Source organism: Methylobacterium sp. ap11, assembly GCF_900110515.1.
Classification (GTDB): Bacteria; Pseudomonadota; Alphaproteobacteria; order Rhizobiales; family Beijerinckiaceae; genus Methylobacterium; species Methylobacterium ajmalii.
In genome coordinates this window covers 82620-95209 of the sequence record NZ_FOEB01000025.1, presented here as the reverse complement: position 1 = coordinate 95209, position 12590 = coordinate 82620, and the positions used below count along the sequence as shown (strand labels likewise).

The 12590-nt window shown below is 73.4% G+C and carries 13 protein-coding genes; 10 read left to right on the top strand and 3 right to left on the bottom strand.

Annotated features, from left to right (window positions below; genetic code table 11):
• The first annotated feature begins 92 nt into the window (after positions 1–92).
• From BMX97_RS26575 to BMX97_RS26565, 3 genes are read left to right on the top strand one after another with little or no spacing between them, the layout of a single operon-like run.
• A complete protein-coding gene (locus BMX97_RS26575; RefSeq protein ID WP_091754192.1) occupies positions 93–1016 on the top strand; it encodes a sulfite exporter TauE/SafE family protein in 924 nt (307 codons plus the stop codon).
• Positions 1016–1804, top strand: a complete 789-nt coding sequence (locus BMX97_RS26570) for a TIGR02186 family protein (RefSeq protein ID WP_091754191.1) — start codon at positions 1016–1018, stop codon at positions 1802–1804. Before BMX97_RS26575 ends, BMX97_RS26570 begins: the two co-directional genes overlap by 1 nt.
• Positions 1804–2241 carry a DUF3429 domain-containing protein gene (locus BMX97_RS26565; RefSeq protein ID WP_091754190.1) on the top strand — a complete coding sequence of 146 codons (438 nt, stop codon included), beginning with the start codon at positions 1804–1806 and terminating at the stop codon, positions 2239–2241. The genes BMX97_RS26570 and BMX97_RS26565 overlap by 1 nt, the downstream gene beginning before the upstream one ends.
• Position 2242: 1 nt before the next feature.
• On the opposite strand, the gene pdeM is transcribed toward BMX97_RS26565, so the two are convergent.
• Positions 2243–2956 (bottom strand): ligase-associated DNA damage response endonuclease PdeM, encoded by a 714-nt coding sequence (gene pdeM / locus BMX97_RS26560; protein ID WP_091754189.1) that lies wholly within the window; start codon positions 2954–2956, stop codon positions 2243–2245.
• A 50-nt stretch (positions 2957–3006) separates the two neighbouring features.
• A complete protein-coding gene (locus tag BMX97_RS26555) occupies positions 3007–5481 on the bottom strand; it encodes a ligase-associated DNA damage response DEXH box helicase (RefSeq protein WP_244538656.1) in 2475 nt (824 codons plus the stop codon).
• A 40-nt stretch (positions 5482–5521) separates the two neighbouring features.
• Here BMX97_RS26555 and BMX97_RS33185 point away from each other — a divergent pair, with 40 nt between their 5' ends.
• The 5 genes from BMX97_RS33185 (at position 5522) to BMX97_RS26540 (ending at position 8668) form a co-directional block, all read left to right on the top strand.
• A complete protein-coding gene (locus BMX97_RS33185; RefSeq protein ID WP_177202361.1) occupies positions 5522–5662 on the top strand; it encodes a hypothetical protein in 141 nt (46 codons plus the stop codon).
• A 70-nt stretch (positions 5663–5732) separates the two neighbouring features.
• The gene (arfB, locus tag BMX97_RS26550) at positions 5733–6158 is read left to right on the top strand and encodes an alternative ribosome rescue aminoacyl-tRNA hydrolase ArfB (RefSeq protein WP_091754187.1); all 426 of its coding nucleotides are present in this window, start codon (positions 5733–5735) and stop codon (positions 6156–6158) included.
• 266 nt (positions 6159–6424) lie between these two features.
• Positions 6425–6553, top strand: coding sequence for a hypothetical protein (locus BMX97_RS34265; RefSeq protein ID WP_280142818.1), 129 nt, complete (start codon positions 6425–6427; stop codon positions 6551–6553).
• A gap of 9 nt (positions 6554–6562) precedes the next feature.
• Complete coding sequence (locus tag BMX97_RS26545; protein ID WP_091754186.1) at positions 6563–6802, top strand: hypothetical protein; 240 nt, start codon at positions 6563–6565, stop codon at positions 6800–6802.
• A gap of 108 nt (positions 6803–6910) precedes the next feature.
• Positions 6911–8668 carry a calcineurin-like phosphoesterase C-terminal domain-containing protein gene (locus BMX97_RS26540; protein ID WP_091754211.1) on the top strand — a complete coding sequence of 586 codons (1758 nt, stop codon included), beginning with the start codon at positions 6911–6913 and terminating at the stop codon, positions 8666–8668.
• A gap of 79 nt (positions 8669–8747) precedes the next feature.
• Here BMX97_RS26540 and BMX97_RS26535 read toward each other — a convergent pair whose 3' ends face one another.
• Positions 8748–9701: a hypothetical protein gene (locus BMX97_RS26535; RefSeq protein ID WP_091754185.1), complete on the bottom strand. Its 954-nt coding sequence runs from the start codon at positions 9699–9701 to the stop codon at positions 8748–8750.
• A 213-nt stretch (positions 9702–9914) separates the two neighbouring features.
• On the opposite strand from BMX97_RS26535, the gene BMX97_RS26530 reads away from it, so the two are divergent.
• On the top strand, positions 9915–10625 hold the full coding sequence (locus BMX97_RS26530) for an SGNH/GDSL hydrolase family protein (RefSeq protein ID WP_091754184.1): 711 nt from the start codon (positions 9915–9917) through the stop codon (positions 10623–10625).
• A 375-nt stretch (positions 10626–11000) separates the two neighbouring features.
• Positions 11001–12569 (top strand): PAS domain-containing sensor histidine kinase, encoded by a 1569-nt coding sequence (locus tag BMX97_RS26525; protein ID WP_091754183.1) that lies wholly within the window; start codon positions 11001–11003, stop codon positions 12567–12569.
• Positions 12570–12590 lie beyond the last annotated feature (21 nt).

Sequence of the window (12590 nt, the reverse complement as noted above, 5' to 3'; positions counted from 1 at the left end):
GGGACTCCTTACCCTTCCTGCCGCCCGGTTTCCCCAGCGGCGAAAACATGGTCTAGGATCGGGCTCCCGCGCCGTCCCGGACCGCTCCTCCGTTGCAGATCTACCTCCCGATCGCCGAGATGCCGGTCAGCGTCCTCGTCCTCATCGGGCTCGGCGCGGCGGTGGGGTTCGTCTCGGGCCTGTTCGGCATCGGCGGCGGCTTTCTGATGACGCCGATCCTGATCGTGATGGGCATCCCGCCGGCCGTCGCGGTCGCGACCCAGACCGCGCCGATCGTCGCCTCCTCGACCACCAGCGTGCTGGCGGCGCTGCGCCGCAACGCCCTCGACCTGCGTCTCGGCCTCGTCCTGGTGCTGGGCGGCTTCGCCGGGACGAGCCTCGGCGTCTGGTTCTTCGCCGCCATGCGGCGGGCGGGCCAGCTCGATCTCGTCATCACCGTCGCCTATGTCACGCTGTTCACGGTGGTGGGCGGGTTGATGCTCGCCGAATCCGTGCGCGGTTTCTGGGCGAGCCGGCATGGCCGGGCACGGCCCGCGCGCCTCGGCGGGGATCACGCCGCCTACATGGCCTGGCCGCTGCGGATGCGGTTTCCCCGCTCGCGGCTCTATGCCAGCGTGATCCCGATCCTCGGCCTCGCGCTGTTCGTGGGCTTTGCCGGCGCGGTGCTGGGCATCGGCGGCGGTTTCATCCTGGTCCCGGCGCTCCTCTACCTGATGCGGGTGCCGACCGGTGTGGTGGTGGGCACCTCGCAGTTCCAGATCCTGTGCACCAGCTTCGTCGCCCTGGTGCTGCACGCGACCCAGAACCAGGCGGTCGACGTCGTGCTGGCGGTGATCCTGATCGTCGGCGGGGTGTTCGGGGCCCAGTTCGGCGCACGGGCCGGGCGCAACCTGCGCTCGGACTATTTCCGGTTCCTGCTCGCCATCCTGGTCCTGGCGGTCGGCCTGCGCTTCGCGGTCGAGCTGGGCCTGCGGCCCGCGGAACCGTTCTCGATCGTGGTCCAGGAGGCGCGCTAATGCGCCTGGGCCACGGTTTGCCTGGGGCGGCGCACGCGCTCGTCCTCCTGCTCGGCCTGCTCTCCAGTGGCCCGGCCCAGGCCGAATCCCTGGTCGTCAGCCTGTCGTTCAACCGGCTCGCCGTCACCTCGACCTATACCGGCACGTCGGTCGCGGTGTTCGGCGCGGTCGAGCGCGACGGCCAGGCGGCGGCGCGGTCCGGCGGCTACGACGTGGTGGTGACGATCCGGGGCCCGCGCCAGTCGCTGACGGTGCGCGAGAAGGAGGCCCTCGGCCCGGTCTGGGTCAACCGCGCGCAGCAGAAATTCGCCGAGGTGCCGAGCTTCCTGGCGGTCCTGTCCTCGCGGGCCCTGCCCGATCTGGCCGACGAGGCGACGCGCCGGCGCCTGCGGCTCGGCCTCTCGGCGATCGTCGCCGCGCCGGACCTCACTCTGGCGGCGCCGGTGCCGGACGATCCGTTCCGCGAGGCGCTGCTGCGCCTGCGCCGGCGCGAGCGCCTGTTCACCGAGACCGCGTCCGGCGTGCGCTTCCTGGCGCCGACGGTGTTTCGCGCCACCGCGCCGCTGCCGGCCACCGCGCCGGTCGGCGCCTACGACGTCGAGGTGGTGCTGCTCGCCGGCGGCGTGCCGCTCGCGCGCCACGAGGCGCGGTTCGACCTCGTGAAATCCGGCATCGAGCAGGGGCTCGCCGATGCCGCCCGCGATTGGTCGCTGGCCTACGGGCTTGCCGTCGGGGCGCTGGCGCTCATCTCCGGCTGGCTCGCCAGCGTGATCTTCCGGAGAGACTGATGACCCGCACCGCTCCCCCCGCCGCCCTCGTCCTCGGGGCCGGGGGCCTGATCCCGTTCCTGGGTCTCTCCGCCCTGGTGATCCTCGGCCAGTCGCTGCTCGGGGTGTCGCCGCGCCCGCTGCTCGCCGCCTACGGCGCCGTGATCGCCTCGTTCCTCGGCGGCCTGCGCTGGGGCGCGGCCGCCGCCTCGCCGGAGGGGCGGGGCGCCGACTACGCCGTGGCGGTCGTGCCCTCGCTCGTCGCCTGGGCGGCGTTGTTCGCGCCGGCCCCCTGGGACCTCAGGGCGCTCGGCGCCCTGATCCTCGCCTGGGGCCTCGTCGACCAGGACCTGCCGCGGCGCGGCCTCGTGCCGGCCTGGCTCGGGCGGCTGCGGCTGGCGCTCTCGGGTGTGGCCGGGCTGGCGCTGCTGGCGGCGGGGTTTCTCGGCTCGCCGTAGCTCACTCCCGCGTCAGCATCGTCCGGCTGATCGCGAAGACCCGGCCGTCGCCGATCAGGTGCGCGGTGAACCCGCCGGGAAACAGCTCGTCGAAGACCTTGTCGCGGACGTTGAGCCCCCCGGTCAGAGCCCCGAAAGCCGGCATCACCAGGCGGGTGCCGTCGAGGACGAAGCAGCGCCGGCGCACCGCGCGGCCGCGCATCGCCACCTTGCCGACCGGGTGGAAGTGGCCCGCCACTTCGCCCGGCTCGCGCGCCGCCGCGGGCTCGTGCCGGAGCATCAATCCGCCGACCGCCAGGGTGTCGGCGAAGCGGCCGCCGACGCCGTCCTGCACAGCCCGGTCGTGGTTGCCGGAGATCCAGATCCAGTCGCGGCCCTCCTGCAGGGCCGCGATCAGCGCCCGGTCGGCGACGTCGAGGCGGGCCGGCCCCTGCGCGTCGTGGAAGGAATCGCCCAAGCACACCACGCGGGCCGGGTCGAGGCGGGCCACCGCCTCGTGCAGGTTCGCCAGGGTCTCGCGGGTGTCGTAGGGCGGCAGGAACTGGCCCGAGCGGGCGGCGAACGCCGAGCCCTTCTCGAGGTGGAGATCGGAGACGACGAGCGTCCGGTGCTCGGGCAGCCACAGGGCGCCGCTGAGGTCGAGGACGAGGGTTTCGCCGGCGAGCGCCACGCCGGGGGTCTTGTGGGTCTTCTCGAGCTTCAGCGACACGGCCACGGTGATCGTCTTCCTGTGCCGGAGCGGGGCGCCCTCCGGTCTCTGTTCCGTCACGCCAGCGCCTCGCCGAGGAGAGCGGCCTCGGCCTCGGCCAGGATCTCGTCCGCCCCCTCGCCGTAGACCCGCTCACGCCCGATCTCGAGCATGACGTTGACGGCGAGCGGCGAGACCCGGTCGAGGGCCTGGTGGATGATTCGCCCCTGGATGCGCGCAAGCATCATACCGAGGCGGGTCACGTCGAGGAGTCCGGTTGCCGCATCCTGGCGCGCCGCCCGCAGCAGCAGGTGGCCGGGCTGGTGCTTGCGCAGCACGTCGTAGATCAGGTCGGTCGAGATCGTGACCTGGCGCCCGGTCTTGCGCTGGCCCGGATGCCGGCGCTCGATCAGGCCGGAGATGACGGCGCATTGGCGGAAGGTGCGCTTCATCATCGCGGATTCGTCGAGCCATTCCTCGAGGTCGTCGCCGAGCATGTCCTCGGCAAACAGGCGATCGAGGAAGCCGGGCTCGCGGGCGATGCGCTCCGACAGATCGCGGGTGCCGAACACCGCGAGGCCGTAATCGTTGGCGGCGAACCCCAGGGGCCGCATCCCGGCCCGCTCCAGGCGGCGGGTCAGCAGCATGCCGAGGGTCTGGTGGGCGAGGCGGCCCTCGAACGGGAAGCAGGCGAGGTAGTGGCGGTTGGCCCGCGGAAACGTCTCGACCAGGAGGTCGCGGGGCCCCGGCAGCACCGAGCGGCGGCGCTGCTGCACCAGGTAGTCGGCGACCTGGGACGGGAGCCGGTCCCACTCGAACGGGTCGGCGATCAGCGCCCGCACCCGGGCGGCCAGGAAGGTCGAGAGCGGGAACTTCGAGCCGGCATAGCTCGGGATCGCCGGATCGGTGCCGGGTGGCCCGCGGGTGACTAGCGCCTCGTCCTCGTGCAGGCCCTCGAAGCGCAGGATCTCGCCGGCGAACAGGAAGGTGTCGCCGACCGTCAGCGTCTCGGCGAAATCCTCCTCGATCTCGCCGAGCACCCGGCCGCCCGCGGGCAGCACGGCGCCGGGCTTCGTCCGGTTGCGCCGGGCGAGCCGCACCTTGACCTTGGTCGATTCGATGATCGTCCCGACATTCATCCGATACTGCTGCGCGGTGCGGGCGTCGCGCACCCGCCACAGCCCGTCCGGCCCGCGCAGGATCTTGGCGAAGCGCTCGTAGGCCCTGAGCGCGTAGCCGCCGGTGGCGACGTAATCGAGGACGAGGGCGAAATCCTCGCGGGTCAGGTCGGCGTAGGGCGAGGCGGCCCGGACCTCGTCGTAGAGCTCGTCCTCGGAGAACGGCCCGGCGCAGGCCATGCCGAGCACGTGCTGGGCCAGCACGTCGAGGGCGCCGATGCGGGGATCGGGCGTGTCCTGCGCCGCCTCCTCCACCGCGTCGAGGGCGGCGCGGCATTCGAGCATCTCGAAGCGGTTGGCCGGCACCAGATAGGCCTTCGACGGCTCGTCCATCCGGTGGTTGGCCCGGCCGATCCGCTGCATGATCCGGCTCGCGCCCTTCGGCGCGCCGATGTTGATCACGAGGTCGACATCGCCCCAGTCGATGCCGAGGTCGAGGGTCGCGGTGCAGACCACGGCGCGGAGCACGCCGCCCGCCATCGCGGCCTCGACCTTCCGGCGCTGCGTCGCGTCGAGGGAGCCGTGATGCAGCGCGATCGGCAGCCCGTCGTCGTTGAGGTTCCAGAGTTCCTGGAAGGTGTACTCGGCCTGGAGCCGGGTGTTGACGAAGACCAGCACCAGCTTGTGGCCCCGGATCAGGTCGTAGACCGCCGGCATCGATTGCCAGGCGGTGTGCCCGGCGAGCGGCAGGGTGCGGCCGGTCTCCAGCATGTGCAGGTCGGCGCGGGCCCCGCCCTCGACGGTGATGAGGTCGGCCATCGCCGGCTCGGGCGCCTGCGGCACCAGGTAGCGCCGCAGCGCGTCGGGCTCGCGCACCGTCGCCGACAGGCCGGTGGTGGCGAGGCCGGGGGCGAGGCGATGCAGCCGGGCGAGGCCGAGGCTCAGGAGGTCGCCGCGCTTCGAGGTGACGAGGGCGTGCAACTCGTCGAGCACAACCCGCTTGAGGCCGCGAAACAGCGCGGCCGCCTCGCGGTGGGCGATCAGCAGCGCCAGCTGCTCGGGGGTGGTCAGCAGCATGTGGGGCGGTCGCGCGACCTGGCGGGTGCGCTTGTGCGACGGGGTGTCGCCGGTGCGGGTCTCGATCCGGATCGTCTGCTCCAGCCCGATCCCGGCGACCGGCGCCTCGAGGTTGCGGGCGATGTCGACCGCCAGCGCCTTGAGCGGAGAGATGTAGAGGGTGTGCAGGCCGCCCTTGCCGCTGCCCTCGGCCAGCTCGACCAGGGTCGGCAGGAAGCCGGCGAGCGTCTTGCCGGCCCCGGTCGGCGCGACCAACAGGGCCGAGCGCCCGCCCTGCGCCGCCGCCAGCAGCGCGAGCTGGTGCGGCCGCGGCGCCCAGCCGCGCGCCGCGAACCACTCCGCGACGGCGGGCGGCAAGGCCGGTCGCGAGGCGGGAGACGGCTCGGGAGCGGCCGGCGTGGGAACGGGCGGCTCGCCGGACGTCACCTCGCCGGACGTCACCTCGTCGGAGGGCGCCTTGGGTGAGGGGGCCTTGCGCGAGCGGGCCTTGCGGGTCGGTGCGGCGGGGGTGGAGGGTCTGGGCACGACCGGGATGTAGCGCGCGCGCCGGTTTCGTGGGATGGCGGCGGGAATTATCGTGTCGCACAGGTTCTCGGGAGCGCCGGTCGTTGGGTCTCGAATGCACGCCCTGGATCACCCTCGACGAGTCCGAGCTCGACGAGAGCTTCGTGCGCGCCTCCGGCCCGGGCGGCCAGAACGTCAACAAGGTCTCGTCCGCGGTGCAGTTGCGCTTCGACGTGCGCCGCTCGCCCTCGCTGCCCAACGCCGTGGCGATCCGCCTGATGAAGCTCGCCGGGCGGCGCCTCACCTCGGACGGCGTCCTGGTCATCACCGCGCAGAACCACCGCACCCAGGAGCGCAACCGCGCCGAGGCGCGGGAACGCCTCGTCGACCTCGTGCGCGAGGCCGCCGTGCCGCCGACGCCGCGCCGCCCGACCCGCCCGACCCTCGCCTCGAAGAAGCGCCGCCTGGAGGACAAGGGCCGCCGCGGCGACGTGAAGAAGTTTCGAGGGGGAAAGACCGGGTTCGATTGAGGCGCGCCGCTGGTCCTGCCGTAAGGGTCGGTGAAGGGCTGTTGGAGCCTGTTCGACCGATCGATATGATCTGTCCCACCAGCAACCTCATCCTGAGATGTTGCCGATCAGAGATCGCTGGCGATCGGAGATCGCACGCGATCTCTGATCGACTGCCTCGAAGGAGGGCTCCAGAAGCCTCCGAGATCAGTGGACCCTCCTCCGAGGCGCACTGCGTTCGCACCTTACTCCCGGCCGAGGCGCAGCGGCGTGCCGGGATGCGCGAGATGGCAGACCGCTTCGAGGCGCCGGTCGGCGGCGGCGTCGCCGAGGTGGCGGGCCGCACCGCCGCCCTGGTGCAGGAGCTGAACGGGGCTGTCGCCAAGATCGGCGGCATCGCCGACCGTATCCGTTAGGTCAGCCGGATGACGAGTGCGATCGCCACGGCGGTCGACGCGCAGGGGGCCGCCACGCGCGACATCGTCCACAACGCCTCGCACGCCGCCCGGGTGGAGACGCAGACCGTCGACAGCGTCGCCGGCACGGCGGGCGAGACCGGCGTGGCCGCCGACCAGGCGCTCGCCGCCGCGTCCGCCCTGTCGCACCAGTCCGAGGACCTCCGTCGGGGCGTTGCCCGCTTCCTGGAACACGTGCGGGCGGCCTGAGCCCGGCCGTCACCGAACCGTCAAGGAGCCGTGGTTGCCTCCGGGCCGCACCAGCGCGCCGCCTCGCTCCGCCCCGGCGGGCAGGGCGGCCGGGAGGACGAGGCCACGATGACGGATCACCACACTCTCACCCGTCGCACCACCCTGGCCGGGGCGACGGCCCTGGCCCTGGCGCCCCTCGCGGCCCGGGCCCAGGGGAGCGGAACCGGGCCGAGCGTCGGCCAGGGGGACGGTCGAGCCGCCGGCCAGGCGACCGGCATCGTCTACGAGGATCGCGGTGCCAAGGGCCGGCGCGGGCCCGACGATCCGGGCCTGCCCGACGTGATGGTCTCGAACGGCCGCGAGGTGGTCCGCACCGACGCGCAGGGGCGCTACGCCCTGCCGATCGGCGACGAGGCGGTGATCTTCGTGATCAAGCCGACGGGATTCGCCCTGCCGCCCGGGCCCGACGGCCTGCCGCATTTCTCCTATCTGCACCAGCCGGCCGGCACGCCGCCGGACCTCGCCCTGCGCTATCCCGGCATCGCGCCGACCGGGCCGCTGCCGGCCTCCGTCGATTTCGGCCTGACGCGGGGCCCCGAGAGCGGCGACTTCGACGTCGTGCTGTTCACCGATCCCCAGCCGGAGAGCCACGCCGAGCTGACCTTCGTGCGCGACACCGCGGTCGCCCGGGTGCTCGGCGCACGGGGCACTTTCGGCAAGGTGGCATTCGGCATGACGACCGGCGACGTGCTGTTCGACGACCTCTCGCTCTATCCGCGCCAGAACCGGATCATGGCGCAGATCGGCGTGCCGTGGTTCCACATCGGCGGCAACCACGACCTCAACTTCGAGGCGCCGGACGCAAGCCGCTCGCGCGAGACCTTCAAGCGTACCTTCGGGGCGCCGTACTACGCGCTCGAACACGGCGGCGTGCTGTTCCTGATGCTCGACAACGTCCACTATCTCGGCGCCCATACCGCGACGGCCGGCCGGGGCGGGCGCTACGAGGGGCGGATCGGCGAGCGCCAGCTCGCCTTCGTGGAGAACGTGCTGAAGCAGGTGCCCGCCGACCGCCTGGTGGTGGTGGCGATGCACATCCCGCTCGCCACCGATCTCGGGCCGGACGATCCGGGCATCGGCACTGCCGACCGGGCCGCCCTGCTGCGGCTGCTGGCCGGGCGCCCTTGCGTCAGCGTCTCGGGCCACACCCACACCACCGAGCACCATTATCTCGGGCCCGACGGCCGGCCGGGGGGCACGGGGGGCGACGCCCACCATCACCACGTCCTCACCGCGGTCTCGGGCTCGTGGTGGAGCGGCCCGCCGGACCGGCGCGGCATCGCCACCGCCGACAGCCGCGACGGCACCCCGCACGGCTTCCACGTGCTGAGCGTCGCGGGCGGGCGGAGCTACACGACCCGCTACGTCCCGGCGAGCGACGATGCGGGCCGCCAGATGCGGATCGTGCTGGAGAGCCAGTTCCACGGCGACGACCTCGCCCGCCTGCCCGACACGCGGCTCTACGAGCTCCTCGGCGCGACGATCCCGGCCGAGAGCGCGGGCGGCACGAACGTGGTGGTCAACCTGTTCGACGGCGGGCCGCGCAGCACGGTGGCGTTCCGCATCGGTGACGGACCGCTCATCACGATGACCCGGACGCGCCGGCCGGACCCGTTCGTCGCCGCGCTCTACGCCCGCAACGCCGCGACCAAGAAATCGTGGGTGAAGGCCGAGCCGTGCTCGCATCTCTGGGTCGCGCGCCTGCCGCGGGATCTGCGCGCAGGTACCCATCGCCTCACCGTCGAGGCTATCGACGAGTACGGCCGGCCGCATCGCGACGGGCTGGTGCTCGAACTCCTCGACGGCGTGGCCCGGGCGGGGTAGCGCCCGGGACGACCAGCGACCGCGTCACGATTACGAACGCCGTCGGCTCACCTGGGCCGGCGGTTCCCGCGAAACCCGGTCAGAGCCGGCTCGGGAACGCGATCACGGCGTCCACCGTGTCCTTCACGGTGTCCTTGATCGCCCGGCCGGCCGGGGCGAGGTCCGGGAGCGGCACGCCCAGGAAGCGGGTCGGCTCCTCCGGCGGCGCGGCAGCCGGGATTTGCGCGGAGGCCGTGCGCTGGGCGGCGTCGGGCCGCTCGCGCCGGGGGGCCAGCTTCTCGGCGGTGCGCTCGACCGGGCGCTTCTCGGTCGCGGCCTTCTCGGGCACCGGCTTGGACGGCACCGGCCGCGGCGTCTCCGCCCTGGCCTCGCGGGCATGGGCGGGCTTTGCGGATGCCTCGCCCTTCGTCGCGGCTTTTTCTTCGGCAGCCTTCTCGCGCGGGGCGGCGGGCTTGGCCTGAACCGCGCGGGCCGGGGGCAGCGGCGCGGGCTCGATGGCGCGCGGGCGCACCGGCGCCGGGGTCTCGCGGGGCGTCGCCACCTCTCGGGCCGCGACGACCTGCTTGGCCGCCGGCGCCGGACGGGGCGTCTCCGGGACCTTGGCGGGGGCCGGGGGCGGCGCGACCAAGGCGGTCCCGGTCGCGGCCACGTCGGCGGACGGCGTCGGCGCGGACAGGGGGGCCGGCGGCGCGGCCGGCTTCGGATCGAGCAGGGCGACGGCCGCGGCCGGCGGCGTCGCCGGCGGGATCTCGACCTTGCGCACGGTCGGGGCCGGGCCCGTCCGCAGGGCCGGGATGCCGTCCTTGATCTCGGGCATGTCGGCCACGCGGCCGAAATGGACCTCGGTCGGCTTGGGCCGCAGCAGCGCGCTGACCGTCGGATAGGCCGCGGCGGCCAGCCCCGCGCAGCCGCCGATCCCGGCCACGGCCAGGGCGGCCAGCACCGCCGGACGACCGAGGCGCGGCGTCGCGCGCCCGGACGCGTCCTGGCGGGGTGCGCGCACCTCGGACGGGTCGATCTCCACAGGCTTCATGGCGCGGGCTCTCCGTTGACCTGCCCTCAACCATGATCAGAACCACCGAATCAGGCGTGAAGATGTCGGGGGAAAACGCCGCGCCTGTGGATAACCGGCGGATGACGAGCCGGCAGGCGGCGCGCGGCGCGATTGACAGGCCCGCGTCCGTCAGCGCTTGTGCGCCCGCATCGGGGGCGTCGGGATCGGACGCGACGGGTGCGGAAACGAATTTTGGGAGTCGCCGCGGCGGCCGTCCTGGCGACGGCGGCGCTCGGCGGATACCTGCTGGTCGGCCATCGATCCGACGGCGGGCAGGGCGTGGCCGCGTTCCGGGAGGCGCGGGCCTTCGCGGTCTCCGGGGCGCTCAAGCAGGTCGAGGGACCCTACAGCCTGCTCCTGGGCGATTCGCAGATGGAGCGGCTCTTCCTGCCGAGCCTGTGCGGGCACCCCGCCGTCAACGGCGCCATCGCGGGCACGCGGACCTCCGGCCTGCGGGCCGTGGCCGGCTGGATCGCGCTGCCGCGGCCCCCGGACACGATCGTGGTGACGATCGGCACCAACGACCTCACCTTGCGCCAGCGTGCCGGCCACCCCGAGGCGGCCGAGCATTTCCGGGCCGAGGCGCGGGCGCTGTTCGCCGAGCTGGTGCCCCGGGCGCAGGCCGTCGTGGCGACGCCGATCCCGCCCCTCGATGCCGGGCGCCCCGGCGTGACGCATTTCTACGACGTCGCCGCCGCGGCCGCCTATTCGGGCATCATCGAGGAGGAGTGCCGCCGGGCCGGCTGCCGCTTCGTCGATGCCTTCGCGGACCTGCGTGACCCGGCCGGGATGCGGCGGTCGCCGGACGGGGTCCATCTCGGCCTCGACGCGCCGTCCCGCAACCGCGTCGCCGCGCGGCTCGAGGCCGCCGCCTGCCCGGGGCTCGCCGCCCGCGCGCCGTGACCGGGCAGGATGCAAGCAGCGAGGCCATGACAGGCCTTGCTTCTACTTCGACGGGTGCGCCGTTGCCTGCCGGACGCCGCCCGGAGACTGCAGAGCCTGGTTCGGACCTCGCTCGCCCAGCCTATTTCCGGCAGGAGGGCCACAAGTGCCCGCGTGATGTTGGAGCCACGGCGACAGGTCATGACGTCGCGGCGATTTTACCCGGGAAAGCTTTGGGAGTCTCCGTAATGCTCTTGGACAAACCGCGCCCCTAGGTTAGCAGAAGCCTGTGTCGGGATTTACCCGATTCGGCGGGACGCGACAGCGTCCGGCCGCGAGGCAGCCGCCGAGGCGGATGCCGGTCTCCCCACCGCGGGCGATCGGAGAGGAGAGCAGATGACGGCGCGCACCGCGCATCCGATCGAGGGCGTACCGGTCGCCGGACCGGACGATGCCCTCGGCCGTGCGCGGCCGGAGCGCCCGCCGGGACCCGCCTCCCTTTCGTCGCACGCGCTGCTCGACGCCCTGCCGCAGAAGGTCTGGGTGCTCGATCAGGCCGGCGCGGTCAGCTTCGCCAACCGGGCGGCGCGGGAGATCGGGTCCGGCCACGGCGAGCCCGACGGTTGGGACGGCGCCGTCCATCCCAAGGACCGCCACCGGGTCGCGGCGGCCCGCGCCTCGGCGATCCGCTCCGGCCAGCCCTACGACCTCACGATCCGCCTGCGCGACGCCAGCGGGCGCTGGCACTGGCACCAGACCGACCTGGTGCCGATCCGCGAGGGCGCCGCCGTCACCGGCTGGATGATGACCGCCGCCGACGTCGACGACGTGGTGGCCGACAACCAGGCGCTCGAGGCCACCACCAACCTGCTGCTCCTCACCCACAAGGCCGCCGGCGTCGGGCTGTGGGACTGGAACATGCGCACCGGCGCGCTCTCCCTCTCGGCCGAGGGCGCGCGGCTGCACGGCCTCTCGGCCCAGGCCTGCATCATCACCTCCTCGGCCTGGACCGGCCTGGTCCACGCCGACGACCGCGCCATGCTGTGGGACGCGGTGACCCGGGCGGTCACCACCCGCACCCCGTTCTCGGTCGACGTGCGGGTGACCTCGGAACTCGGCGGCACCCGCTGGATCCAGAGCCTCGGCCGCGTCCTCGACGACGCCCACGGCATGAGCGGGCGCATCGTCGGCCTCACCCTCGACATCACCCCGCGCAAGCGGGCCGAGCAGGCCCTCTCGACCGCCAAGGAGGGCGCCGAGCAGGCCAACCGCGCCAAGTCGGATTTTCTGGCGATGATGAGCCACGAGATCCGCAACCCGCTCAACGCGGTCCTCGGCTATACCGAGCACATGCTCTCCCGCTCGCGCGAGCCCGAGACCCTGCGCCACCTCGCCGCCGTGCAGGAGGCCGGCGAGATCCTGATCCGGGTCGTCGACGACGTGCTCGACGTCGCGCAGATCGAGGCCGGCCAGGTCGCCCTCGATCCGGAAGCCTTCCTGCTCGCCGACCTGCTGGAGGGCACCGCCGCCGTGGCCCGGGGCGCCGCCGCCCGCAAGGGCGTGGCGGTGGAGGTGATGCGCGACCCCGCGACCCCGCCCATGGTGCTCGGCGATGTCGGGCGCCTGCGCCAGGTGCTGCTCAACCTCCTGACCAACGCGGTCAAGTTCACGCCGGCCGGGCGGGTCGTCCTGTCGGTGAGCCCGGAGACCGGGCGGAGCGGGGAGGGGCGGATCCTGTTCGCGGTCAGCGACACCGGGATCGGCATGTCGGCGGCGCAGCAGGAGCGGCTGTTCGTGCCTTTCGGCCAGGGCGACGAGTCGATTCGGCGCCGCTACGGCGGCAGCGGCCTCGGCCTGGTGATCTGCCGCCACCTCGTCGAACTGATGGGCGGCCGGATCGACGTCGCGAGCGAGCCCGGGCGCGGCACGCGGATCTGGTTCGCCGTGATGCTGCCGCCGGCCTGACGACCGATGCGAATCGAAGAC